26 protein-coding genes, 3 tRNA genes and 1 pseudogene are annotated in these 22,869 nt (G+C 65.6%); 18 read left to right on the top strand and 12 right to left on the bottom strand.

From position 1 onward, the window contains the following. Positions 1-66 precede the first annotated feature (66 nt). The 4 genes from nrdF (at position 67) to FPP74_RS05740 (ending at position 5,244) form a co-directional block, all read left to right on the top strand. Positions 67-1,056: a class 1b ribonucleoside-diphosphate reductase subunit beta gene (gene nrdF / locus FPP74_RS05755; RefSeq protein ID WP_095547457.1), complete on the top strand. Its 990-nt coding sequence runs from the start codon at positions 67-69 to the stop codon at positions 1,054-1,056. Between the two features lie 356 nt (positions 1,057-1,412). After that, complete coding sequence (gene ctaD / locus FPP74_RS05750) at positions 1,413-3,170, top strand: cytochrome c oxidase subunit I (RefSeq protein WP_095547456.1); 1,758 nt, start codon at positions 1,413-1,415, stop codon at positions 3,168-3,170. An 80-nt stretch (positions 3,171-3,250) separates the two neighbouring features. Next, complete coding sequence (gene serB, locus FPP74_RS05745; protein ID WP_095537388.1) at positions 3,251-4,510, top strand: phosphoserine phosphatase SerB; 1,260 nt, start codon at positions 3,251-3,253, stop codon at positions 4,508-4,510. Next, the gene (locus FPP74_RS05740) at positions 4,507-5,244 is read left to right on the top strand and encodes an aminoacyl-tRNA hydrolase (protein ID WP_239215404.1); all 738 of its coding nucleotides are present in this window, start codon (positions 4,507-4,509) and stop codon (positions 5,242-5,244) included. The genes serB and FPP74_RS05740 overlap by 4 nt, the downstream gene beginning before the upstream one ends. Here the strand turns inward: FPP74_RS05740 and FPP74_RS05735 are convergent. The 3 genes from FPP74_RS05735 to FPP74_RS05725 form a co-directional block, all read right to left on the bottom strand. Further along, positions 5,222-7,210, bottom strand: coding sequence for an ATP-dependent DNA helicase (locus FPP74_RS05735; protein WP_279629696.1), 1,989 nt, complete (start codon positions 7,208-7,210; stop codon positions 5,222-5,224). The genes FPP74_RS05740 and FPP74_RS05735 overlap by 23 nt on opposite strands. A 26-nt stretch (positions 7,211-7,236) precedes the next feature. Then, entirely contained in the window at positions 7,237-8,577 is a 1,341-nt protein-coding gene (locus tag FPP74_RS05730; protein WP_095537387.1) for a nicotinate phosphoribosyltransferase, read from the bottom strand. Between the two features lie 65 nt (positions 8,578-8,642). Then, positions 8,643-9,179: a CAP domain-containing protein gene (locus FPP74_RS05725; protein ID WP_095537386.1), complete on the bottom strand. Its 537-nt coding sequence runs from the start codon at positions 9,177-9,179 to the stop codon at positions 8,643-8,645. A gap of 156 nt (positions 9,180-9,335) precedes the next feature. Between FPP74_RS05725 and clpS the strand changes: the two genes are divergently transcribed. Genes clpS through FPP74_RS05680 form a run of 9 tightly spaced genes read left to right on the top strand, consistent with a single transcriptional unit; the run spans position 9,336 to position 15,568 of the window. Further along, entirely contained in the window at positions 9,336-9,635 is a 300-nt protein-coding gene (gene clpS / locus FPP74_RS05720) for an ATP-dependent Clp protease adapter ClpS (RefSeq protein ID WP_173783196.1), read from the top strand. Between the two features lie 4 nt (positions 9,636-9,639). Further along, complete coding sequence (locus tag FPP74_RS05715; protein WP_095553645.1) at positions 9,640-10,179, top strand: DUF2017 domain-containing protein; 540 nt, start codon at positions 9,640-9,642, stop codon at positions 10,177-10,179. A 4-nt stretch (positions 10,180-10,183) separates the two neighbouring features. Beyond that, a complete protein-coding gene (locus FPP74_RS05710; RefSeq protein WP_095553644.1) occupies positions 10,184-11,227 on the top strand; it encodes a P1 family peptidase in 1,044 nt (347 codons plus the stop codon). Between the two features lie 45 nt (positions 11,228-11,272). After that, complete coding sequence (locus FPP74_RS05705) at positions 11,273-12,073, top strand: rhomboid family intramembrane serine protease (RefSeq protein WP_095547453.1); 801 nt, start codon at positions 11,273-11,275, stop codon at positions 12,071-12,073. A gap of 30 nt (positions 12,074-12,103) precedes the next feature. Beyond that, positions 12,104-12,967, top strand: coding sequence for a glutamate racemase (gene murI / locus FPP74_RS05700; RefSeq protein WP_122086300.1), 864 nt, complete (start codon positions 12,104-12,106; stop codon positions 12,965-12,967). Positions 12,968-13,021: 54 nt separating this feature from the next. Next, entirely contained in the window at positions 13,022-13,786 is a 765-nt protein-coding gene (locus FPP74_RS05695) for an MBL fold metallo-hydrolase (RefSeq protein ID WP_095546462.1), read from the top strand. A gap of 29 nt (positions 13,787-13,815) precedes the next feature. Then, the gene (rph, locus tag FPP74_RS05690; protein WP_095275373.1) at positions 13,816-14,544 is read left to right on the top strand and encodes a ribonuclease PH; all 729 of its coding nucleotides are present in this window, start codon (positions 13,816-13,818) and stop codon (positions 14,542-14,544) included. Continuing rightward, the gene (gene rdgB, locus FPP74_RS05685) at positions 14,538-15,167 is read left to right on the top strand and encodes an RdgB/HAM1 family non-canonical purine NTP pyrophosphatase (RefSeq protein ID WP_122086299.1); all 630 of its coding nucleotides are present in this window, start codon (positions 14,538-14,540) and stop codon (positions 15,165-15,167) included. Before rph ends, rdgB begins: the two co-directional genes overlap by 7 nt. Before the next feature lie 23 nt (positions 15,168-15,190). Next, positions 15,191-15,568, top strand: coding sequence for a hypothetical protein (locus FPP74_RS05680; protein ID WP_095553641.1), 378 nt, complete (start codon positions 15,191-15,193; stop codon positions 15,566-15,568). Positions 15,569-15,606: 38 nt separating this feature from the next. On the opposite strand, the gene FPP74_RS05675 is transcribed toward FPP74_RS05680, so the two are convergent. After that, on the bottom strand, positions 15,607-15,972 hold the full coding sequence (locus tag FPP74_RS05675; protein ID WP_095553640.1) for a DUF3817 domain-containing protein: 366 nt from the start codon (positions 15,970-15,972) through the stop codon (positions 15,607-15,609). Continuing rightward, the gene (locus FPP74_RS05670) at positions 15,969-16,424 is read right to left on the bottom strand and encodes a hypothetical protein (protein ID WP_095553639.1); all 456 of its coding nucleotides are present in this window, start codon (positions 16,422-16,424) and stop codon (positions 15,969-15,971) included. Before FPP74_RS05670 ends, FPP74_RS05675 begins: the two co-directional genes overlap by 4 nt. Positions 16,425-16,536: 112 nt before the next feature. Between FPP74_RS05670 and FPP74_RS05665 the strand changes: the two genes are divergently transcribed. Next, positions 16,537-16,618: transfer RNA gene (locus FPP74_RS05665), tRNA-Leu, on the top strand. Between the two features lie 64 nt (positions 16,619-16,682). Here the strand turns inward: FPP74_RS05665 and FPP74_RS05660 are convergent. Continuing rightward, on the bottom strand, positions 16,683-17,240 hold the full coding sequence (locus tag FPP74_RS05660; protein WP_144717402.1) for an Ltp family lipoprotein: 558 nt from the start codon (positions 17,238-17,240) through the stop codon (positions 16,683-16,685). Between the two features lie 169 nt (positions 17,241-17,409). After that, positions 17,410-17,895, bottom strand: coding sequence for a thioredoxin-dependent thiol peroxidase (bcp, locus tag FPP74_RS05655; RefSeq protein ID WP_095275379.1), 486 nt, complete (start codon positions 17,893-17,895; stop codon positions 17,410-17,412). A gap of 76 nt (positions 17,896-17,971) precedes the next feature. Between bcp and FPP74_RS05650 the strand changes: the two genes are divergently transcribed. Beyond that, the gene (locus FPP74_RS05650; protein ID WP_144717401.1) at positions 17,972-18,247 is read left to right on the top strand and encodes a DUF3618 domain-containing protein; all 276 of its coding nucleotides are present in this window, start codon (positions 17,972-17,974) and stop codon (positions 18,245-18,247) included. 97 nt (positions 18,248-18,344) lie between these two features. Here FPP74_RS05650 and FPP74_RS05645 read toward each other — a convergent pair whose 3' ends face one another. Continuing rightward, complete coding sequence (locus FPP74_RS05645) at positions 18,345-18,911, bottom strand: isochorismatase family protein (protein ID WP_144717398.1); 567 nt, start codon at positions 18,909-18,911, stop codon at positions 18,345-18,347. Between the two features lie 255 nt (positions 18,912-19,166). Continuing rightward, positions 19,167-19,239 (bottom strand) — tRNA-Lys (locus FPP74_RS05640). A gap of 206 nt (positions 19,240-19,445) precedes the next feature. Here FPP74_RS05640 and FPP74_RS05635 point away from each other — a divergent pair. The 3 genes and pseudogenes from FPP74_RS05635 to FPP74_RS05625 form a co-directional block, all read left to right on the top strand. Next, positions 19,446-20,648, top strand: coding sequence for an Ig-like domain-containing protein (locus FPP74_RS05635; RefSeq protein ID WP_144717396.1), 1,203 nt, complete (start codon positions 19,446-19,448; stop codon positions 20,646-20,648). Positions 20,649-20,764: 116 nt separating this feature from the next. Beyond that, positions 20,765-20,995 (top strand): hypothetical protein, encoded by a 231-nt coding sequence (locus tag FPP74_RS05630; RefSeq protein WP_370511794.1) that lies wholly within the window; start codon positions 20,765-20,767, stop codon positions 20,993-20,995. 21 nt (positions 20,996-21,016) lie between these two features. Then, a pseudogene (locus FPP74_RS05625) lies at positions 21,017-21,235 on the top strand (P-II family nitrogen regulator); the annotation flags it as partial. Positions 21,236-21,298: 63 nt separating this feature from the next. Here the strand turns inward: FPP74_RS05625 and FPP74_RS05620 are convergent. From FPP74_RS05620 to cmrA, 3 genes are all read right to left on the bottom strand, one after another. Further along, positions 21,299-21,374, bottom strand: a tRNA-His gene (locus FPP74_RS05620). 50 nt (positions 21,375-21,424) lie between these two features. After that, the gene (gene orn / locus FPP74_RS05615; RefSeq protein WP_255456081.1) at positions 21,425-22,054 is read right to left on the bottom strand and encodes an oligoribonuclease; all 630 of its coding nucleotides are present in this window, start codon (positions 22,052-22,054) and stop codon (positions 21,425-21,427) included. 2 nt (positions 22,055-22,056) lie between these two features. Next, positions 22,057-22,863: a mycolate reductase gene (cmrA, locus tag FPP74_RS05610; protein ID WP_144717392.1), complete on the bottom strand. Its 807-nt coding sequence runs from the start codon at positions 22,861-22,863 to the stop codon at positions 22,057-22,059. Positions 22,864-22,869: the final 6 nt, after the last annotated feature.

Here is a 22,869-nt window from a genome sequence, read left to right as displayed (position 1 = left end):
GGGGTAAACAAAATCGCGTGACGCGCGGTGCGGTGGGGAAGAAGACAATTGGTTAGGATGTGAGCCATGAGTGAGGAATATCAGGCATACCTGGATAGCCACCCGAACCCGATTAAGGCGATCAACTGGAATGAGATTCCGGATGAAAAGGACCAGGAGGTGTGGGATCGCCTCACCGGCAACTTCTGGCTGCCGGAAAAGATTCCGGTGTCCAACGACATCCCGAGCTGGAACACGCTCAATGACGCGGAACAACTCGCCACCATGCGCGTGTTTGCGAACCTGACCCTGCTGGACACCATCCAGGGCACGGTCGGCGCGGTGTCGCTGATCCCGGATTCGCGCACGCTGCACGAGGAGGCCGTGTATACCAACATCGCCTTCATGGAGTCCGTGCACGCGAAGTCGTACAGCAATATCTATATGACGCTGGCGTCCACGCCGCAGATTAACGACGCATTCCGTTGGACCGAGGAAAACGCCCAGGTGCAGCGCAAGGCGAAGATCGTCAAGTCCTACTACCGCGGCGACGACCCGCTGAAGAAGAAGATCGCCTCCGTGATGCTGGAGTCCTTCCTCTTCTACTCCGGGTTCTACCTGCCGCTGAACTGGTCGGTGCACTCCAAGCTGACCAACACCGCCGACATCATCCGCCTCATTATCCGTGATGAGGCCGTGCACGGCTACTACATCGGCTACAAGTACCAGGTCGCGCTGCGCGAGGAGTCCCCGGAGCGCCAGGAGGAGCTGAAGGAGTACACCTTCGATCTGCTCTACGACCTCTACGAGAACGAGCAGCAGTACACCGAGGACATCTACGACCCGCTCGGCTGGACCGAGGACGTCAAGCGCTTCCTGCGCTACAACGCCAACAAGGCGCTGAACAACCTCGGCTACGAGGGGCTCTTCCCGGCGGATGAGACCAAGGTGTCGCCGGCGATCCTCGCGTCGCTGTCGCCGAACGCGGATGAGAACCACGACTTCTTCTCCGGCTCCGGCTCGTCCTACGTCATCGGCAAGGCGGAGGACACCGCCGATGAGGATTGGGACTTTTAGGGGCACGCTTATCGACGACCACGTGAGCGTCGATAAGCCTCAACCTTTCGTTTGATATACAACGGGGGACCGTGACACGCGGTTGACCACGCATGGGGTCAACCGGCAATCTGTCGAGGTGTTTGGGCGTGTCGCGCCCACCTCGGCGGGGGAGTGGGCGCGCACGCGGGGCAATCCCTGCCAATCGCGCGTGGCTCCCGCGGACCGGCGCGCACGATGTGACGCAAGGGCCTATTGTTTAACCTGTAGCTGGCCTGGGAGGGCTGGCAATTCCATGAGCCGATCACATATGATGATTCGGTATCTAACAAGGCCTCGCCGCCATTGCGGTGGCGAGCCGAAGTCAGGAGGATCGAATGACCGCTGTGGCGCCAAGGCTGGACAATCATGTCCCGCCGACACGTCCGGAGCCGACGGGACACGCTCGCCGTGGCTCCAAAATCTACAAGCAGCTGACCACGACCGACCACAAAGAACTGGGCATCATGTACATCATCATGTCCTTCGTCTGGTTCTTCCTCGGCGGTTTCATGGCGCTGCTTATCCGTGCTGAGCTGTTCCACCCGGGCATGCAGTTCCTGTCCAACGAGCAGTTCAACCAGCTGTTCACCATGCACGGCACGGTGATGTTGCTGGCCTTTGGTACCCCAATCGTCTGGGGCTTTGCTAACTACATCCTGCCGCTGCAGATCGGCGCACCGGACGTGGCCTTCCCGCGCCTGAACGCCTTCGGTTTCTGGATCACCACCGTCGGCGTTGTCGCCATGCTCTCCGGCTTCATCACGCCGGGTGGTGCGGCCGACTTCGGCTGGACCATGTACATGCCGCTGGCTGACGCTGTCCACACCCCGTCCGTCTCCGCCAACCTCTGGATCGTCGGCGTGGGCGCAACCGGTGTTGGTACCGTCGCCTCCGCGATCAACATGCTCACCACCGTGCTGACCATGCGCGCACCGGGCATGACCATGTTCCGCCTGCCGGTCTTCACCTGGACCGTGTTCGTCACCTCCATCATCGTGCTGATGATCTTCCCGCTGCTGCTCGCCGCGGCACTGGGCGTGCTGTACGACCGCCTGCTCGGCGGCCACATCTACGACACCGCTAACGGCGGCTCCGTCCTGTGGCAGCACCTGTTCTGGTTCTTCGGCCACCCGGAGGTGTACGTCCTGGCGCTGCCGTTCTTCGGCATCATCTCCGAGATCGTCCCGGTCTTCTCCCGTAAGCCGATCTTCGGTTACATCGGTCTCGTCTTCGCAACGCTGGCCATCGCGGGCCTGTCCATGGCCGTGTGGGCGCACCACATGTTCGCCACCGGCGCGATCCTGCTGCCGTTCTTCTCCTTCATGACCTTCCTCATCGCCGTGCCGACCGGCGTGAAGTTCTTCAACTGGGTCGGCACCATGTGGAACGGCCACATCACCTTCGAGTCCCCGATGATGTGGGCGATGGGCTTCCTGTTCACCTTCCTCTTCGGTGGCCTGACCGGCATCATGCTGGCGTCCCCGCCGCTGGACTTCCACCTGCACGACTCCTACTTCGTGGTCGCGCACTTCCACTACACCCTGTTCGGTACCGTGGTGTTCTCCGCAATCGCCGGCGTCCACTTCTGGTTCCCGAAGATGACGGGTCGCATGCTGGACGAGCGCCTGGCAAAGCTGTCCTTCTGGCTGGTCTTCATCGGCTTCAACATGACCTTCCTGGTCCAGCACTGGCTGGGCAACATGGGCATGCCGCGCCGCTACGCCGACTACCTGGACACCGACGGCTTCACCTTCCTGAACCAGGTCTCCACCGTCGGCGCCCTGATCCTGGGCATCGGTATGCTGCCGTTCATCTGGAACGTGTTCAAGTCCTGGCGCTACGGCGAGGTCGTCACCGTGGACGACCCGTGGGGCTACGGCAACTCCCTCGAGTGGGCAACCTCTTGCCCGCCGCCGCGCCACAACTTCACCGCGCTGCCGCGCATCCGCTCCGAGCGCCCCGCGTTCGAGCTGCACTACCCGCACATGGTGGAGACCCTGCGCCGCGAGGCGCACGCCGGCCACCACGCAGACGGCCCGGCAACCTGGAAGGGCGAGTCCGCAACCACCGGTTCTACCGCTGTGACCAAGTAATTCGCTTGGCGCGAACCCCCTGACAGTAATTACCCCTCACCGCCTCGGTGAGGGGTTTTGCTGTGCTATCGTCCTGGTTTGTGACCAACCAGCCAGCCTTCCAAGTCGAACTGCAACCGGGTCTTAAGCCCGCGGTGATTTCCACCTCGGGCCCGGACCGCCCCGGCGTCTCCGCCGAGTTTTTTACCGTCCTTGCACGGCACGGGGTGCAGCTGCTCGACGTCTCCCAGACAGACTTCCGCGGACGCATGATGCTCGCGGCCCTGGTAGGCATGGACCCTCACTCGCTCACGCAGGTTGAGCGAGAGCTTCGCGATGGGCTATGGGAGTACGGCCAGCGCGTGAACATCGAGACACACGCGGAAGCCCGCGCGGTGTCGCGCCCCCGCTCGACGCACGTGCTCGTGGCCCTGGGCAACCCGGTCAGCGCGGAGGCCATCTCCCGCCTCGGCGCGGAGCTCGCCGCCGTGGGCGCGAACATCGACGCCATCCGCGGCGTTGCCCAGTACCCGGTAACCGGGCTGGAATTCCGCATCACCATGCCGGACTACACACCTGGCGATGCCCAGGAGCTGCGCAAGCGTTTGGCCGAGCTCTCCGGCGAACTCGGCGTGGACGTGGCGATGGAGCACGCAGGCCTGCACCGGCGCGCGAAGCGCCTCGTCTGCTTCGACTGCGACTCAACGCTGATCACCGGCGAGGTGATCGAGATGCTCGCCGCCCACGCCGGCCGCGAAGCGGAGGTGGCCGAGGTAACGGCGCGCGCGATGCGCGGCGAGCTGGACTTCGAGGAGTCGCTGCGCGAGCGCGTGAAGGCACTGGCTGGGCTCGACGCCTCTGTCATCGACCGTGTTGCCGCCGACATCGAGCTCACCCCGGGCGCCCGCACCACCATCCGCACGCTCAACTCGTTGGGCTACCGCACGGCGGTCGTCTCCGGCGGATTCATCCAGGTGCTCGAGGACCTCGCCGCGGACCTCGAGCTGGACTACGTGCGCGCCAACACGCTGGAGATTGAGGACGGCAAGCTCACCGGCCGGGTCATCGGCAAGGTGGTGGACCGCAAGGCCAAGGCGGACTTCCTCGCCGAGTTCGCCGCGGACTCCGGGCTGGCGCTTTCGCAGACGGTCGCGGTGGGCGACGGCGCCAACGACATCGACATGATCTCCCGCGCCGGCCTCGGCATTGCGTTCAACGCCAAGCCCGCCCTCAAGGAGGTCGCGGACGCGTCGGTGAACTTCCCGTTCTTGGACGAGGTCCTCTACATCCTGGGCATTCCCCGCGAGGAGATCGACTCCTCCGACGCGGCCGCGGGCATCGACACCAGGCGCCCTCTGTGACGGCGTCGGCGCACGGGTTGCTCGCGGCGTCGATAGGCGCAGGCTCCGGCGACCCCGACGACCCCGCGGCGGTGCAGGCGATGCAAATGGCCATCAATCTGCCGAAGCAGGACCCGCCCGCCCGCAACGCCATGCTTATCGACGCCGCACGTGCCGCCCTCCTCGTCTGCCTCGACGAGCGGGCCGAGCGCGACGGGTTTTGGCGCGAACGGCTCGAGGCGTGGTACTCCCGCAGGATCCGGAAGGTGGCGCGGCGCGCCCGCAACAAGGCGTGGGACGATGTCCAGGCGCTGCCCGGCGTGACCGTCGGCAGCGTGCGCGCGTTCGTGCCCTCCGCGGTGTCCGAGGTGCCGCACGAGCTGGCGAAGCTGCAGGTCCGCGGCACGGACCTGCCGGCCGACGAGGGCCCGCTCCCGTTCGACCCGACCGCGCCGACGATCGCGGTGGACGCGTCCCTCGAGATGACGGCCGGGAAGGCGGCGGCGCAGGTGGGGCACGCGTCGATGCTGTACGCGGCAGCGCGCCCGGACGGCGAGGTGCGTAAGTGGGCTGCCGCCGGGTGCCCGCTGAACGTGCGCGAGGTGCCTGCGGACGTGTTCGCCGCTTGCGCGGCGCACCCGGGCGCGGTGCCGGTGCGTGATGCGGGCTTTACCGAGGTCACGCCCGGCTCGATGACGGTGCTCACGCTGCCGCCGGGCGCGTTCGACCCGGCTAGCGGGCGACCAGGCGCTTGAGCGCTCCGGTGACTACGTCGAGCCGGTCGGTTTGCCAGAAGGGCGGCAGCGAGCGCAGGAGGAATGCGCCGTAGCGCTTGGTGACTAAGCGGTTGTCCAGCACGGCGACGACGCCGCGGTCGTCCACCGAGCGCAGCAGGCGGCCGGCACCCTGCGCCATGAGGAGTGCCGCGTGGGTTGCGGAGACCTCCATGAACCCGGAGCGGCCGGCGGCGTCGGCGGCGTTGGCGCGCGCCTGGAGGAGCGGGTCGTCGGGGCGGGGGAAGGGGATGCGGTCAATGAGCACGAGCGAGAGGGAACTGCCGGGCACGTCCACGCCCTGCCAGAGCGACAGGGTGCCAAACAGACACGAGTTTTCCGCGTTGGCAAAGGCGGTCACGAGCGCGCCGGTGGAGTCCTCGCCCTGTAGGAAAATGTCAAAGGGGAGTCGCGCGCGCATCGCCTCCGCGGCCTGTTCGGCGGCGCGGCGCGAGGAGAACAGCCCGAGGGTGCGCCCGCCCGCGGCAGTGATGAGGGTGGCGATCTCGTCCAGAGTCTCGCGGCTCAGCCCGTCCCGGCCGGGGGCTGGGAGGTGGCGGGCGGTGTAGAGGATGCCGGCTTTCGCCGGGTCGAATGGGGTGCCCGCGTCCAGACTGTCCCAGGACCCGGACGGCAGGCCCCAGGCAGCGGCCATCGCGTCGAAGTTGCCGCCGACCGTGAGCGTAGCGGAGGTGAGCACGACGGTTTGCTCGCCGAACAGGTTCTCGCGAAGCAGGGCCGCCACGGACAGGGGAGCGACGGCGACGGAGTCCCCGAAGCGGTCGTTGCGGGTCAGCCACACCACGTCCGTGTGCTTGGCGGGGTCGTCCTCGTCAAACACGCCCAGGATGCGTACGACCGCGTCGTGCAGGTCGCCGAGGTGGTTCTTCAGGTTCGTGCGCTCGGCAAACTTCTCCGGGTTGTTCTCCGATTCGCCCTCGGGGCTGTCCGCGATGCTGGTGCGGGTGGCCCAGAGCGCGTCGCGAAGCGCGGCGAACGCGCCGCGGGCCGGGTCGGAGATGCGCTCCCAGCGGCCGGGCTGCTCCAGGTCGAGCACCGCGGTGAAGTCGTCCTTGACCTCCTCGAGCTTGTCACCGTCGCCGCCGATCTTGTCCGCGCGCCGCGCCGCGAGCGTGAGCGCTCGGGCGGAGATCTCGTTCGTGGCCACCGAGGTGATGCGCGCGTCCAGCTCGTGGGCCTCGTCGATGAGCACGGCCTCGTGCTCGGGCAGGATGTTGGAATCCGCGAGCGCGTCGATGGCCAGGAGCGCGTGGTTGGTCACCACGACGTCCACGTCGCGCGTCTTCTCTCGCGCGAGCTCCGCGAAGCACTCCTCGCCGTGCGGGCAGCGGGCCGCACCGAGGCACTCGTTGGAGGTCACGGAGACCTGCCGCCATGCCAGGTCCGGCACGCCGGGGGAGAGGTCGTCGCGGTCGCCGGTCTCGGTCTCCTGCGCCCACTCGGCCACGCGCTTGACGTGGCGGCCGGTCCAGGAGAGCTCGGATTCGTCGATAAGCGATCCCTCTGGCTCGTCCTGCGCGAGCTTGTTCAGGCAGACGTAGTTATTGCGGCCTTTTTGAATTGCAAAGGTGGGGCGGTGCGGCAAGTGCGGCTCGAGCGCGTCCGCAAGGCGCGGCAGGTCGCGCTGCACCAGCTGGCGCTGCAGCGCGAGCGTGGCGGTGGAGACGACCACCGTGGTGTCGTTGGCCTGCGCGTAGCGCACCGCGGGCACGAGGTAGGCGAAGGACTTGCCGGTACCTGTGCCGGCCTGCACCGCGAGGTGGCGCTCCGTGTCCAGTGCGCGCGCCACGGCCTCAGCCATGCGTTGCTGCCCCTCGCGCGTTGCACCCCCAAGCTTATCGACGACAGCGCCCAACAATTCCAGCGTCTCCCCGCTCAGGGGAACGTCGCCGGTGGTGGTGCCTTCTTCTTCCTCGCGCGTGCTCACACCGTGAAAGTGTAGCGGGGTCGGTGTTAGTCCAGCGGGTCGGGGAAGCCGACGAATCGCGTCGGGATGGCGGCGTCGCCGCGCGAGAGCGCGAGGCCCTCCCACGGCAGGGTGCCGCGCGCCGCGTCGTGCAGGGTGCGGGCCTGCTCTAGGCTGCCGTGCTGCTCGTCGTACTCGGGGAGGCGCTTGCCGCCGCGCACCATTGGCACCACGATCTCGTGGTAATCCAGGTTGGGCTTGCGGGTGATCTCCGCGTCGAGCGGGTAGACGATCTCGGCGACAGCGACGCCTGACGCGCGGTAGCCGCGCAGCGCCGTCTTCGCGCCGCCGTAGGTCTGCTTGCCCGACGAGCGCTTCGCCACCGGGTGGCCCTCCACCTCGACGAGCTTGTACACGAGCCCGGCGGTGGGGGCGCCGGAGCCGGTGACCACGGAGGTGCCCACGCCGAACCCGTCGACCGGGTCGCCGCGCAGCCCGGCGATGGCGAACTCGTCGAGGTCGGAGGAGACGATGATGCGGGTGTTAAACGCGCCGGCCTTGTCCAGCTGTTGGCGCACGCGGCGCGACACGATGCCCAGATCGCCCGAGTCGATGCGCACCGCGCCGAGCTCCGTGCCCGCGACCTCGATGGCGTTGGCCACGCCCTTGGTGATGTCGAAGGTGTCCACCAACAGCGTGGTATCTACGCCCAGCTGGTCAATCTGCGCCTTGAACGCCGCCTTCTCGTCCGGCGTGCCGTCCTCGTCCACGTGCAGCAGCGTCCAGGAGTGCGCGGCGGTGCCTGACGGCGGGATGCCGTAGCGCAGCGACGCCTCCATATTGGAGGTGGCCTCGAACCCGGCGATGTAGGCGGCGCGGGCGGCGGTCACGGCGGACTGCTCGTGGGTGCGGCGCGAGCCCATCTCAATGATCGGGCGGCCGTCTGCCGCCGAGACCATGCGGGAGGCGGCGGAGGCGACAGCGGAGTCCGAGTTCAGGATGGAGAGGATGACTGTTTCCAGGATGACGCACTCGGCGAAGGTGCCGCGCAGCGTCATGATGGGGGAGTAGGGGAAGTAGATGTCGCCTTCGCGGTAGCCGTCGATGTCGCCCGAGAACCGGTAGTTGGCCAGGTAGTCCTTGGCCTCGTCGGACAGGAAGTCGGCCGCGTCGATCTGGTCTTGCGTGAAGCGGAACTTTTCTACCGCGTCGATCACGCGCGAGGTGCCGGCGACCACACCGTAGCGGCGCTCGCCGGGCAGGCGCCGGGTAAATACCTCGAACGCGCATTGGCGGTGTGCGGTGCCGTCCTTCAGTGCGGCGTCGAGCATGGTGAGCTCGTACATGTCGGTCAGAAACGCTGTAGAGTCCGGCGTGGAGTTCGTCATGGTCTTACAGACTACGCCCTGGTCGCGCGCGTCGCGTTTATTTGCGCGGAAGGGGCTCTTCGGGGCTATCCCGCAAACGCCACGACGACCCACACATCGCCGCGCCCGTAGGCCACGCCGATGCCCACGTCGCGGTGGCGATCATCCAGCAGCACCTCCATGTGCTCGGGCGAGTGGGTGAACAGCTCGAAGAACTCGTAGCCGGAGGCCTGCTCTACCGGGAGGTGGGCGGAGACCTGCGCGGTCTTCTCGCCGGCATCCAGCGGTGGCTGCTCACCGGTGACCGCGTTGCCCTCTGCTTGGGCTTGGGCGGTGCGCTGCAATTCGGGGTCGAGGCTGACTGGGGGCAGTGTGTCGTCGATACGCAACTGGGCGATGGCGGTGAAGAAGTCGGTGCGGATCTCCTCGAGCTGCTGCCCGGTGTCAAAGTCGGGATCGACGTAGCTGTCGCCGCGCCCGTCCGCGTGCGAGGAGCCGTCGGAGTGCTGCGCGCTGACCACGGTGAGGGCGACTGCGCTGACGATGCCGAGGACGGCAAGCACGGCACGCAGCAACTGCTCGGTGGAGACAGGCAGCTCCTGGAGGCTGGGGATGTTCCGCATGGGCCCTGATCCTAGCAACCTCCCGGGGCACACGTGCGGGAAACAACCGGTAGGCTGGTCCGCATGAATTGCGAATTCACGCGCGAGGACATGGGCCAGGACATGAGCCCGGACATGAGCCCGGAAGCGAGTTCAGCCGCGAGCCGAGTGCCGCAGATGAGCTCGCCGATGGCTACCCCGGACCTTGAGGAGGACCTGAAGGTTGAGGTCGCGGCCGGAGAGAACCTGCCATGGATGTGCATTGTGTGGGACGACCCGGTCAACCTGATGAGCTACGTCACCTACGTGTTCCAGACGGTGCTGGGCTACGACCGCAAGCGCGCGAATGAGCTGATGATGCAGGTACACACCGAGGGTAAGGCCGTGGTCTCCTCGGGTGAGAAGGACAAGGTCGAGGGCGACGTGAAGAAGCTGCACACCGCCGGCCTGTGGGCGACGATGCAGCAGGCGGGGTAGAGCTATGCAACCGTGGCGTAAGAAGAAAGGCCTGATGCGTTCAGGCGTGAAGTTCACTACCGAGTTCGATCCGTTGGAACGCGAGGTGATCGGCGACCTCACCGCGACCGTGTCGGAGGCGCTCATCTCGCGCGCGCAGTCCGCGCCGAAGGACGAGTTTGCAGAGATGGTCGGCATGTCCACGGGCCACACCGAGGCACCGGAGGACCCGAAGCTGGCCCGCCTGCTGCCCGATTTCGAGCGCGAGGGCGACGAGGAGTTCGACGGCGACAACGGCCTGCTCCGCAGCCTGCACGAGAACGACATCATCCGTGCGAAGCTGATGAACATGCAGGTGATCAATGACATGCTGGGCCCCAACGGCGGCGTGGAGGTGAGCATCGACGAGCAAGAGGCCCACCAGTTCGTCGCCGCGCTCAATGACATGCGCCTCTACGTGTCCGCGGATGATCGCGGCGGCGAGGGCCAGGCCCAGGATCGCGAGCGCCTCATGGAGTGGCTCGCGTTCTGCCAGGACTCCCTCGTCGACGTGCTCTGCGAGTAAACAGATGCTTGTCGACGCCACCGTGGCCCCAATCCTTCCCGCGGCCCATCTCTCCCTGGGCGACACCGGTGTGACCGCGTTCGTCGCCGCCGACCCGCGCGGGATGCGCGCCGCTGTCGACGTGCGCGGCGGCGGGCCGGGCACTCGCGAGACCGACCTGCTCGCCCCGCACAACACGGTCGAGCGAGTCCACGCCATCCTGCTGTGCGGCGGTTCCGCGTTCGGCCTGGCCGCCGCCGACGGAGCGATGCGCGAGCTGGAGTCGCGCGGGCGGGGGTTCCCAGTCTTCGGCGAGGGCGTGCCGGGCCCGCGCGTGCCCATCGTCCCCGCAGCCGTCATTTTCGACCTTGCCGTCGGTGATCCGTCGCACCGCCCAACTGCGAGTGACGGGGCCGCGGCCGTGGCGGCAGCGCTGGAGGACACCGCGGGCGAGCCGTTGGCGTCGGGCAGTGTCGGTGCCGGCTGCGGCGCGACCGCCGGCGTCCTGCGCGGCGGTTTCGGCATCGCGTCCCGCGCGGTGGAACTTCCCGGGGCGCGCAGGAGCGCGACGGTGACCGCCGCGGTGGTGGCAAACCCGGTGGGGTCGGTGGTTGACCCCGCGACGGGGCTACTGTTTGGCGATGCTTCGAAACCCGCCGTGGACCTCGAGCGGTACCGCACCCTGCAGCGGCCCGCCCCTGGCAGCGGCGCGCCGGACCCGCGGCTGAACACCACCATCGGCATGGTGGCCACCGACGTGGACCTCCCGGTGCCGCAGCTGCAGCGCCTGGCCATGACGGGGCACGACGGGATCGCCCGCGCGATCCGCCCCGCCCACTCGCCGCTGGACGGCGACACCCTCTTCGCCGTCTCCGTCCCGAAAGATGATGGTCAAGACGCGGGTGGGCAGCGCGACGCCGGTCAGCCGCTGGCACCGGAAGCGCTCGCGCACCTTGGCGGTGCCGCGGCGGACGCGGTGGAGGCAGCGATCGTGGACGCGGTGTGCAGTGCCACGGGCGGTTTCGGGGTGACGGCGTGGTCGGACGTGGTTGCTGGTGGGCGTCGATAAGCTTGCTCAGCGCGTCGGCGAGCGCCCCGGCTACACTTATTAGCGATGACACACAATCCTTACGGAACCAGCGGCCCGACCCCACCCAGTAACCCCTACCAGGGCGCGGGCTGGGGTTACGGCCAGACCCACCAGCCCGGCTACGGCAAGCCGTTCCAGCGGCCGTTTTCGCACCCTGAGACGCAGCTGCCCGCATTCCCGGACGGCGTGCAGCCGGAAGATAAACGGACCAAGCGTAAGAAGCAGCGGCGCACGGGGTTCACATTCGCCATCGGCTACCTGGTGGTGATCTGGGCGGTGTTTCTGCTCAACGAGGGGCTGTTCGGAGGGCTCCTGCAGTACTGGGGCATCCACCCGCTCGACCTGGTGAGCATCTGGCACATTTTCACCGCCCCGCTGCTGCACGCCAACCTCGAGCACATCGTGGGTAACTCGGTCACCGGAGCGATTTTCGCGTTTCTCATCGGCTACTCGGGCAAGCGCGTCTTCTGGGAGGTCACGACGTTTGCCACGGTATTCAGCGGGCTGGGCACCTGGCTGTTCGGCGGGATTGGTACCAACCACCTCGGCGCCTCGGGCGTCATTTACGGCTGGCTGATCTACCTGCTGGTGCGCGGCATCTTCAACCGATCCGGGACGCAGATCGCGCTGGGCCTCGTGCTCGCGTTCTTCTACTCCGGGCTGATCCTGGGCGTGCTGCCGGGCACGCCCGGCGTGAGCTGGCAGGCACACCTCTTCGGCGCCATCGGCGGATTTTTCGCCGGCATGATCATCACCTCGGACGACCCGCCGGAGCTGGTGGCCAAGCGCGAGGCGAAGAAGGCTCGGAAACAGGCGGGCTACTAGCGCGGCGACACGGGTGGCACAATGGCACCCATGGAACAGCACAGTGGGAGTAGCAACGGAACCAGCGGGGGAAATACCGCCCCGATCGGCATCTTCGACTCAGGCGTGGGAGGGCTGACCGTCGCGCGCGCCGTGATGGATCAGCTGCCCGATGAAGCAATCATCTACATCGGCGATACGGGCCACAGTCCGTACGGTCCGCAGTCGATCGCAGACGTGCGCGCGCACGCGCAGCGCATCGGCGACCAGCTCGTAGACCAGGGCTGCAAGATGCTCGTCATTGCCTGCAACACCGCCACCGCCGCATTCCTGCACGATGCGCGCGAGCGGTACGACATCCCCGTCATCGAGGTCATCCAGCCCGCCGTGCGCCGCGCGATCGCGACGACCCGGAACAACAAGGTAGGCGTCATCGGCACCGCGGGCACCATCAAGTCGGGGGCGTACCAGGACCTCTTTTCGCTCAAGTCCGACCTGCAGGTCACCGCGGCGGCGTGCCCGGCCTTTGTGGAGTTTGTGGAGCGCGGTATTACCTCCGGCCGCCAGATCCTCGGCGTGGCGCAGGGGTACCTCGAACCGCTGCAGGCCGCAGGCGTGGACACGCTGGTGCTGGGCTGCACGCACTACCCGCTGCTCTCGGGCGTGATTCAGCTGGCCATCGGCGAGCAGGTCACGCTTGTCTCTTCGGCGGAGGAGACGTCGAAGGACGTGCTGCGCGTGCTCACGGAGCGCGACATGCTCGCCCCGCCGCAGGCCGAGAGCGGCCGCGCGCCGGAGCGGGTGTTTGCGTCGACGGGCGACCCGGCGGTGTTCGACCGGCTGGCCGCGCGCTTCCTGGGGCCGCAGGTGCGGGCAGTGGGGGAGCAAAACTTGGGGGCTGTGCGGCGTCGATAAGCAAAAATGCCCCGAAGTTTAGAATTCCCCGCAGATTCGTGGCACAGTAAGCGCATGAAGTTGACCATCCTCGGCTGCTCCGGGAGCCTGGCCGCGCCAGGCAACCCCGGCTCCTCCTACGTAGTGAGCGCGCCCGGGCACAGCGACATTCTGTTGGATTTCGGCCCCGGTGCCCTCGCTGCCATGCAGGAACACTTCGACCCGGCGGACGCGCACGTGTGCTTCAGCCACCTGCACGCGGACCACTGCTCCGACATCGCCTCGCTGCTGGTGTGGCGCCGCTACCACCCGGAAAAGCCGGCGGAGTCGCGCCACCGCATGTTCGGCCCGAGTTACACGCCGGAGCATGTCGGCCGGATGAGCGCAGACGGCCCGGACCAGATCGACGACATCGCAGACACCTTCGATTTCGCAGCGTGGCGCGCCGGGCAGGCCGAAACCCTTGGCGGGGTGACCGTGACACCGTTCGAGGTCGTGCACCCGGCTGCGGAGTCGCACGCGCTGCGCATCGAGGATGGCTCGCACGCAATCGCCTATTCCGGGGATAGCGCGTGGACGCCCGCGCTTATCGACGCCGCCCGCAACGCCGACCTCTTCCTCTGCGAAGCCGCCTGGGGCCCGACCTCGGAGGGGATGGCGCCGGGGATGCACCTTTCCGGCGCAGAGGCCGGTCGCATCGCCCGCGAGGCTGGGGTGAAGACGCTGGTGCTCGTGCACATCCAGCCGTGGACCAGCACGCAGGCCACGCTCGAGGCTGCGCGAGCCGAGTTTGATGGCGAGATCGTGGTTGGTTCCGCGGGGGACGTCTTCGAGCTGTAGGGCGCGCGGCGTGCGTTAGGCTGGGGCGCATGACTGATTTCAAACGCGCAGACGGCCGCGGACTCAACGAGATGCGCCCGGTGCGCATCACCCGCGGATTTACTTCCAACCCAGCTGGCAGCGTGCTTGTCGAGTTTGGCAACACCCGCGTGATGTGCACCGCCTCCGTGGAGGAGGGCGTGCCGCGCTTTAAGCGGGATTCCGGCGAAGGCTGGCTCACCGCGGAGTACGCGATGCTCCCGTCGGCCACCCACGACCGCATGCCGCGCGAATCCATGAAGGGCAAGGTCAAGGGCCGCACCCACGAGATTTCCCGCCTGGTGGGTCGCTCTCTGCGCGCTGCGGTGGACCTGTCCGAGCTGGGCGAAAACACCATCCAGCTCGATTGCGATGTGCTGCAGGCCGATGGCGGGACGCGCACCGCGTCCATCACGGGTGCGTACGTAGCGCTGGCGGACGCGATCGAGGTGCTCAAGGAGCGCGGCGTGGTACCGGGCGAGCCGCTGCTCAAGCCGGTTGCGGCGGTGTCCGTTGGCATTATCGACGGCCGCGTGAGCCTCGACCTGCCGTACGAGGAAGATTCCCGCGCGGAGGTTGACCTCAACGTGGTGATGCAAGAGGGCGGCAACTTCGTGGAGATCCAGGGCACCGGTGAGCACGGCCTCTTCGGCCGCAGCGAGCTCAACGAGATGCTCGATGTTGCCGAGGTCGGGCTCAACGAGCTCATCGGCGCCCAGAAGGCGGCCCTGGGATGGTAAAAGTCCTCGTTGCTTCGAACAACCCCGGGAAGCTCCGCGAGCTCGAAGAGGTGCTGCGCGAGCTGGACATCGCCGGTGTTGAGCTGGTGTCGCTGCGCGACGTCGAACCCTACCCGGAGCCGAAAGAGGACGGGCTGACCTTCGAGGACAACGCGTTGATCAAGGCCCGCGCAGGCGCCGCGCGCACCGGGCTGCCCTGCGTCGCCGACGACTCGGGCCTTGCCGTCACTGCGCTCAATGGGATGCCTGGCGTGCTCTCCGCGCGTTGGTCCGGCGACCACGGCGCAGACGACGCCGACTCCGCGAACAACCGGTTGTTGCTCGCGCAGATGCAGGACATCGAGCTTCGCGACGCCGCGTTTATCTCCTGCTGCGCCCTCGTCACCCCCGCCGGCGACGAGTTCACGGCGACGGGCCGCTGGCCGGGCCAGCTGCTCCGCGAGCCGCAGGGCGAGGGCGGGTTCGGCTACGACCCGCTGTTCGCCCCGGACGACGCGCAGCCAGCCGACGCGACGCGTCCGGTCTCCTCGGCGGAGTTGACGCCAGAGGAGAAGAACGCCCGGTCGCACCGTGGGCAGGCGCTGCGCGCGCTCGCCCCGGACATCGCGCGCCTGCTGGGATAGGCCAGTTTGGCTAGGGTAGTGGCATGAAGAAAACGCTTGCACTCTCAGCCACTGTCATGATCGCCGGAACCGCGCTCGTCGGCTGCGGCTCGTCCTCCGATTGGGACGGCTCCTGGTCCGGCGATGTCACCTCCACGGACGCCAGCCAGCCCGGCGGCGCCGCGACCCTCACCATCGACGGCGGTGACTGCCACTGGGAGCTCACCGAGCCGGACGGCCAAACCAACGACGCCCGGTGCGAGCAGGACGACGAGGAATTTAAGCTCGCCGATCCGCTTTCCGGGCGCGACCTGGAGTACAAGGGCAAGATCAACGGCGACACGCTGACGTTGAGCCCGGACAATGACCGCGCCGAGGACATCGGCGTGATGGTCCTGACCCGGGCTGGGGAAGGAAAGTAGTTGGTTCGGGGCGCGTAACCGGCGCCCGACCGCCTTGGTTACCCGAGCTGGAAAGTCTCGGTGACTTCCTTGCGTCGCTTCGCTTCGACGATGAAGGACATGAACGGCACGATGCCGGAAACCGCGGTGAGCACCCACGTCACCGATGACCAGCGGGCCTTAAGCCCCAGGTTCAGCGAGGCGACGAGGAAGAACATAAACGCGAAGCCGTGGACGCGAGCCACCCACGAGAGGAGGGACACGTCCATGCCCAGGCCGTACTGCATCACCATGCGGGTGATGAGCAAGAGGAAAAGTACGCCTGTGATCCACGCCGTGATGGAGAAGAGGTGCAGCGCGGTGCGCACGCGGCGCTGACGCTCCGGGTGGATCTTCGGGGTGGCAGCGGGGGTTTGCTCGGTCATGCGTCCTTCTCCTCGGATTTGTGCTGGTGTGGGGTTTGCCTACGCGGCGTGAGCATGTCGTTGTATTCCTGGACGTCCATCTGCGGCCGCGATGGGAGGAAGTCTTCGCTGATAGTTTTCGGTTGCGATGGGTCCGCACCGTACTTGGCCAGGTCCGCCTCGTACAGGCTGTCCATTTGCTCGCCGGCGTTGATCGCGTCGATCTTCTCGTTTTCCATGCGGATGCCCGCCCGGTAGGCGTAAACAAAAAACGCCCCGAAGAACGGCCACTGGAGGGCGTACCCAAGGTTTTGGAACGTGCCCGTGCCGGACTGGAAGCGGGTCCACTGCCACCACGCCAGCAGGCAGCAGGTGATGACGGCGGCGATAAGCAGCAGGATATGCCACGCGCGCACCTTTACGCGGGAGCGCTTCTCCGGTGCAGGGGCCTCTGTTTCGCCGAACTCACTCACAAGCGGACAGTTTACCAACTCCACACCTGCAACCAAACTAAAGTTTGATGGGGTGAGTGGGGGCTTACCGGTTTCGGGCGGGCGCGTCGCGCCGTGTAGCATGATGGGCACCGCGCCCGTGGCGGAATTGGCAGACGCGCTGGATTTAGGTTCCAGTGTCTACGGACGTGAGAGTTCAAGTCTCTCCGGGCGCACACGAGAAAGCACCTGGGGCATCAAGGCCCCAGGTGCTTTGTGCTCGCGCGAGTTCCGGCTGCGTTAGAGGTGCTCGACGGCGAACTCAGCCTGCTCGCGGGTGAAGTGCTCGGGCCCTTCAGTCAGGGCCTTGGTGAGCTCGCTGCGGCTCGTGCCGTCTTCTTCCATCTGCTGCGCTACCTGGAGGGCGAGCTGGTTGAAGTCCGCGTCGAGGTGGTCGACGGCGTAGCTCGCGGTTTCACGGTCGAAACCATCGGTGTCGCGCAGCAGGGTGTACAGGTTTTCCTCAGACATTGCCTGACCGTTCAGGTGCACCTCCGCCGCCTTGAGTGCCTCTGCCTGCGCGCCGGTGGCGTTGGCACCGGCCGCAGCGTTGGCGCTCACGGGGGTGTCCGTCGCCGGGGCGGTCTCGTCATCGTTGTCGCTGAGCAGCAACCAGCCGAGGAGCCCGAAGCCGATGAGGGCGAGGACGACTACGGTCGCCCACTGGGCGGTGGTGGAGCGGGGACGTGCGTCCGCTTCGTCGTCGTGCGTGCTCTGCAGCGGGTACGGGCTGGACGGGCGCGCGGCACCGGCGGTGTCGTCGGCGCGGGAATCGCTGGGATTGATTGGACTAGACATGAGGCCTCACTTCGTCGCGGCAGGTCAACGCCGCATCAAATCGGTGGGGGACAAAATTTCACTGATATGACCATTATGCCTGTGCGTGGCGTGTATAAGCAAAAAGTTCCCGCGAAACACGGCGAAGATCACACCTGGGTGGTGCTATTTGCCCGGGCCTTCAACGCTGCTAAATATCCCAGTCGCGCAGGATCCGATCGACATGCCCCGAGGCGCGGACGTTGTACTTGGCCTCCTCGATGGTGCCGGTGCCGTCCTCGGCCACGTTCACCAGGAAGGTGGAGCGGATGACGCCCTCCGTCACCTTGCCGTACATCTTCTTCTCCCCAAACGCACCGTACGCGATGAGGGTGTCCTTCGATTCATCACCAAGCAACTCGATGCCCAGGTCGTGCTTCGCGCGGAAGTCCGCGAGCTTGTCGGTGGGGTCCGGGCTGATGCCCAGCACGGTCACGGAGGCGTTGTTGAAATCCTCGAGCTTTTCCGTGAAGTCGCACGCCTCGGTCGTGCAGCCCGGGGTGTTCGCCCGTGGGTAGAAGTACACGATGACGCGCTTTCCGGCGAAATCGGACAGGGAGACCTGCTCGCCCTTGTCGTTGGTCAGGGTGAAGGCTGGGGCGGTGTCGCCCTTTTCCAGTCTGATCTGATCATTCATACTTCACCGTTTTACACGTTTTACACTACTGTGGTCACAAGAACTGACAAACGAGTACAACGTAGGAGAATTGAACGTGGCACGAGACATTCACGACATTGAGCGCGACATCTCCCGCACCCGCAGCCAGCTCGCCAGCACCCTGGACGAGCTCGCGGATCGCGCGAACCCGTCCACCCTCGCGGGGGGCGCGAAGGACGGCGCTCTGGAGTGGCTGAAGGACGAGACGGTGCAGAAGGTCCTCGCCGGCATCGGCGTCGGTATCGCCGCGCTCGTCGGCATTAAGGTGCTCAACGGCCGCAAGCGCAAGAAGGAGCTCAGCGAGCTGCAGAAGCTGCTGTCGCGCAACTAGCGTCAGACCGCTTCGGAACAACGAAAAACCGTCCACACCACCGATTGGTGGGTGGACGGTTTTTTGCTGCGCTGTAGCGCCGACAAACGCCTCGGCGTTAGGCGATCTCCGCCCCGGCGTCCATCATCTCCTGGAGGGCCCGGGCGCCCGCCGCGTCATCGACGGGGGCAACCATGCCGCGCAGCACCCGGACCTTGAACCCCTGCTTCAGTGCGTCGAGCACCGTGGCGCGAACGCAGTGGTCCGTGGCGATGCCGCAGACATCGAGCTCGTTGATGTCGTGCTCGCGCAGCCAATCGCCCAGCAGCATGCCGTTGTCGTCGTGGCCCTCGAAGCCGGAGTACGCGGCCGAGTGCTCGCCCTTGCGGAAGAAGTGGCCGATCAGCGAGGTGTCGATCGGCCCGCGGATCTTCGCGCCGTAGGTGTCCGCGACGCAGTGCGGCGGCCACGAGTCCTGGAAGTCGGGGTTCTCAGAGAAGTGCTCGCCCGGGTCGATGTGCCAATCCTGGGTGGCGATGATGTGCGCGTACTCGCGCGTCCGGTTGTCCTCGGTGCTGAGGAACTGGGCAATTTTCGACGCCACCTCATCCCCGCGAGCCGTTGCAAGCGGTCCGCCGGGGCAGAAGTCATTTTGGACGTCTACAAGCAGGAGTGCCGTATTCATAGTAGCAACCTTAATTGATTCTCAGGCGGCCGGCAAATGTATGCGCATTTTGCTTCAGGAAAGCGCGGAGACGCACCAAATCTGCAGGATACAAAGAGGGGTGACCTATTCCCGCATTAAGAAAGTCTCTCAGGTTTGTGGGTCTGGGAAGGGATGTGCGGGATTGTCGTGGATGATACGTTCTAGGGGCCAGCGTACCGAAAGGAAAACCCCCTCGCGGAGTACTATTCGGTATCTCTGCGAGGGGGTGAAGTGTGCGCCATCAGGGAATCGAACCCCGAACCCACTGATTAAGAGTCAGTTGCTCTACCAATTGAGCTAATGGCGCGTATTCTGTTTTTCTCTCTGTCGCTCTCGGCGACGTTGAAAACAATAACACCTTTCCTTGCAGGGGGTGAAATCGCCAGGTCACGAGCCTTTTTCGTAGTGTTCAAATTGTAATCTTTTCCAAGTGAATTGAAGTAGCGTTTGGGTGCTTTTGGCAGATAGGGTAGTTGCAATGCACAACGCGATATTGGAGGTAGGAAAGCGTTCATGTGTGTAGGGAAAGTGGTGCGCCGGGCAGCTGGCGTCGTTGCGGCGGCCGCGATGGCCACCACGCTGGTGTCGTGCACGATCGGTGAGACGAATGAGGTTGAAACACAGCACGTTGCCAAGACCGAGGAGCAGGAAGCGGCAGAGGAGCCGAAGCCGGATCCGCCGGAATTCTCTTTCGATGACGGTGCTGAAGATGCTGAGCCTGGTGAGTCCGTCACCGTGACGTCGGATGAGGGGTTGTCGTCTGTGGTGATGACCAACGAGGACGGCAAGGTTATCAAGGCGAAGATGAACGATGAGAAGACTGAGTGGGAAACGGTGGAGCCGCTCGGTTACGGGCGCACGTACACCGTCAAGGCTGAAGATGCTGCGGGCCAGAAGGTGAAGCAGAATTTTACCACGGTGGTTCCGGCGGCTGAGACCAACGTGTACCTGGGTCCCCTTGACGGTGACAACGTCGGTGTGGGGCAAGCAATCACGTTCCGCTTCGACGTGCCGATTCAGGACACGAAGGCCGTTGAGGAGCTCATCGACGTGGAGACCTCCAACGACACCGAGGGTGGATTTTTCTGGCTCGATCCCTACGAGCTGCGCTGGCGTCCGAAGGATCTGTGGGAGCCTGGCACCGAGGTCACTGTCGCTGCCAACGTCTACGGCAAGGATATGGGCGGCGGGGTCTACGGCGTCGAAGACGTCGAGCACAGCTTTACCATTGGTGACAAGGTCGAGGCTGTGGTAGACAACGCGGATAAGATGCTGAAGTTCTACCGAAATGACGAACTGGTGAAGTCCTTCCCGGTATCAATGGGTAGCGATAACTCGCGTGATACGCCGAACGGCACCTTCATTGTGGGCGACATGCACAATTCGTTGGTGATGGATTCGCGCACCTATGGTCTCGGCCTCGAGCAGGGTGGCTACGTCACCCCGGTGTCGTACGCGACCCAGCTGTCCTACTCCGGCATCTACCTCCATGCCGCGCCGTGGGCGATGTGGGCGCTCGGCAACACGAACCAATCGCACGGTTGCATTAACGCGTCGATGGCGGACGCGCAGTGGTTCCAGGAGAACGTGAAGCGCGGTGATGTGGTGACTGTACAGAACACATACGGTGGCACGCTCACGCCGTACGACGGGCTCGGCTACTGGAACATGGACTGGGAGATGCGCTCGGGCGGAACCGAGGATCCCAATGCGTAAGGTTGGTGGCGCGTAGGCGTCGACAAGCGATCTGCTCCAGGCACTGATTGTGCTTGGAGCGTTTTTATTTGCCTTCTCGCTTGTTGGCGGCGTCAGGGAACTCCGCGTGGATGCTCATGAGCGCCTCCCTGGTGTTGCTCATGACGCCCGGACTCGCGCTGTTCTACGGAGGGATGGCGGGTCGGCAGAACGTGCTGATCATGATGGTGACGTCCTTCGCCGCGATGGCGGTCGTCCCCGTCGTCTACGTGTTCTGGGGATGGTCGGCGTCGTACGCTGGAGACGACATCGCCGGGATCGTGGCCACCCCGCTGCAGGCATTTGGGGTCAGGGGGCCAGATCGCTGATTCCGCGGGCAACTTCGTGGCGGGCGCGGCGAGGTCTACCGCGGCGCAGAGGTTGCAGCGGACTTCGTGCCGAAACTGAAGCTCGAGATTGTCACGGGGGAGGGGCTGGCCGACCGGGCGGTGGACGCCATCCTTCGGGCGGCATCCACGGGGACGATTGGTGACGGCAAGATTTGGATCTCTCCGGTCGACGACGTGATCCGCGTGCGTACCGGCGAGCGCGGCGAACAGGCGCCGTAGGGCGCGGCCGACCGAGAAAGCAATACACCCCGTGACCTGTTTGTATAGGTCACGGGGTAACTTTGGGGTGGCTGACGGGACTCGAACCCGCGACACCCAGGATCACAACCTGGTGCTCTACCAGCTGAACTACAGCCACCATCGCTGCGTTTTCAGCAGCGGGAACTACCTTAGTACGCGGTCTCTAAATCACAAAAACGGCTGGTAGGCGCTATTGGCAGCGTCCCTTGCGTGCTCAGCTTCCGGGGTCTCCGGGCCGGGAGATTCCACGAACACGGAGCGGCGGTAGTAGTCCAGTTCGCGAATGGATTCCACGATGTCCGCGAGCGCGCGGTGCGCCATGCCTTTCTCGGGCTGGTTGAAGTACGCACGCGGGAACCAGCGGCGGGTGAGCTCCTTGACGGTGGAGACGTCGATCATGCGGTAGTGCAGGGCCGAGTCGAGGCGTGGCATCTGCTCGCGGATAAAGGCGCGGTCGGTGGCAATTGAGTTGCCCGCCAGGGGAGCGGGGTGCGCCTTATCGCAGTGCTTGTCCAGCAGTGCCAGGACGGCGTCCTCGGCCTCCTTCATGGTGACGGTCGACGCCTTGATCTCGTCAAGCAGCCCATTGTCCGTGTGCATTTTGGTGACAAAGTCATCCATCTCGGCGAGCTCGGCATCGGTCGCTCCGATGACGATGTCCAGGCCTTCGTCCAAAATGTTGAGCTCGGCATCGGTCACCAGTGCCGCCACCTCGACGATCACGTGGCGGTGCGTATCCAGCCCGGTCATCTCCAAGTCGACCCAAACGATCCGGTTGTCTTTTGCGTGGATGTCCACGGTTACTCTTCTCCCATCTTTGCGTAAAAGCTGCCTACGAGCGGGGCGATCACGCCGCGCGGCCCGTAGGTGGAAACCACGTCCATCGCCTTGGACAGCGGGCCGGGGACCACGCGGCGCTTGTTTGCGCGCATGGCCCGCAGCGTGTCGCGGGCGCACGAGTCGTAGGTGGTCCACAGGAAATCCGGTACGACCTTGTCCACGATGGACTGCTCCTCTTCCGGAATGTACGCGTCGCGCACGGGGCCCGGTGCAAGCAGGGTGCAGTGCACGCCCGAATCTTTGAGCTCGAAGTGCAGGGCCTCGGTAAACGCGTTCACGCCAGCCTTGGTGAACACGTAGGTGGCGTTGTTGGGAATGGGGATGTTGCCTGCTGCCGAGCCGACGTTGCACAGCGCCCCCTCGCCCCGCGGCACCATCTGGTCCAGCACGGCCTTGGTGATGCGGAACACGGCGGTGGAGTTCAGGTTGTACTGGTTCGTCTCGTAGCCCCAGTCCTGGCGCATGAATGGGCCGAAGCTGGCGATGCCCGCCGAGTTCACGCATAGCGTCACCTTGCGCGTCGCAATGTGCGCGAGCAGCGCGTCCACGTCGCGCTCCTTGGTCAAGTCGGTGGCCACGACCTCGACGTTGACGCCGTGCGCGTCGCTCAGTTCGTGGGCGAGCTCCATGAGCACGTTTTCGCGACGGGCGACGATGATCAGGTTGTAGCCGGCGGCGGCGAGGTCGCGCGCCACCGCCTCGCCAATGCCCTGTGACGCGCCGGTCACCAGGGCATAAGAGTCAATTTCGGGGGCTGGAAAAGTCATGGTCTA

Source organism: Corynebacterium sp. NML180780, assembly GCF_007786415.1.
Lineage (GTDB): Bacteria > Actinomycetota > Actinomycetes > Mycobacteriales > Mycobacteriaceae > Corynebacterium > Corynebacterium gottingense.
This window is presented reverse-complemented; position numbering and strand designations above follow the sequence as displayed.

Bases quoted from the DNA above. Each gene is read 5' to 3' on its own strand.
- FPP74_RS05710 (WP_095553644.1), top strand. From the start codon at position 10,184: ATGCTTGTCGACGCCACCGTGGCCCCAATCCTTCCCGCGGCCCATCTC.
- FPP74_RS05680 (WP_095553641.1), top strand. From the start codon at position 15,191: ATGAAGAAAACGCTTGCACTCTCAGCCACTGTCATGATCGCCGGAACC.
- FPP74_RS05705 (WP_095547453.1), top strand. From the start codon at position 11,273: ATGACACACAATCCTTACGGAACCAGCGGCCCGACCCCACCCAGTAAC.
- rph (WP_095275373.1), top strand. From the start codon at position 13,816: ATGACTGATTTCAAACGCGCAGACGGCCGCGGACTCAACGAGATGCGC.
- cmrA (WP_144717392.1), bottom strand. From the start codon at position 22,863: ATGACTTTTCCAGCCCCCGAAATTGACTCTTATGCCCTGGTGACCGGC.
- FPP74_RS05725 (WP_095537386.1), bottom strand. From the start codon at position 9,179: ATGCGGAACATCCCCAGCCTCCAGGAGCTGCCTGTCTCCACCGAGCAG.
- nrdF (WP_095547457.1), top strand. From the start codon at position 67: ATGAGTGAGGAATATCAGGCATACCTGGATAGCCACCCGAACCCGATT.
- murI (WP_122086300.1), top strand. From the start codon at position 12,104: ATGGAACAGCACAGTGGGAGTAGCAACGGAACCAGCGGGGGAAATACC.
- rdgB (WP_122086299.1), top strand. From the start codon at position 14,538: ATGGTAAAAGTCCTCGTTGCTTCGAACAACCCCGGGAAGCTCCGCGAG.
- ctaD (WP_095547456.1), top strand. From the start codon at position 1,413: ATGACCGCTGTGGCGCCAAGGCTGGACAATCATGTCCCGCCGACACGT.
- FPP74_RS05730 (WP_095537387.1), bottom strand. From the start codon at position 8,577: ATGACGAACTCCACGCCGGACTCTACAGCGTTTCTGACCGACATGTAC.
- bcp (WP_095275379.1), bottom strand. From the start codon at position 17,895: ATGAATGATCAGATCAGACTGGAAAAGGGCGACACCGCCCCAGCCTTC.
- FPP74_RS05635 (WP_144717396.1), top strand. From the start codon at position 19,446: ATGTGTGTAGGGAAAGTGGTGCGCCGGGCAGCTGGCGTCGTTGCGGCG.
- FPP74_RS05630 (WP_370511794.1), top strand. From the start codon at position 20,765: ATGAGCGCCTCCCTGGTGTTGCTCATGACGCCCGGACTCGCGCTGTTC.
- FPP74_RS05660 (WP_144717402.1), bottom strand. From the start codon at position 17,240: ATGTCTAGTCCAATCAATCCCAGCGATTCCCGCGCCGACGACACCGCC.
- FPP74_RS05675 (WP_095553640.1), bottom strand. From the start codon at position 15,972: ATGACCGAGCAAACCCCCGCTGCCACCCCGAAGATCCACCCGGAGCGT.
- clpS (WP_173783196.1), top strand. From the start codon at position 9,336: ATGAGCTCGCCGATGGCTACCCCGGACCTTGAGGAGGACCTGAAGGTT.
- FPP74_RS05695 (WP_095546462.1), top strand. From the start codon at position 13,022: ATGAAGTTGACCATCCTCGGCTGCTCCGGGAGCCTGGCCGCGCCAGGC.
- FPP74_RS05715 (WP_095553645.1), top strand. From the start codon at position 9,640: ATGCAACCGTGGCGTAAGAAGAAAGGCCTGATGCGTTCAGGCGTGAAG.
- FPP74_RS05645 (WP_144717398.1), bottom strand. From the start codon at position 18,911: ATGAATACGGCACTCCTGCTTGTAGACGTCCAAAATGACTTCTGCCCC.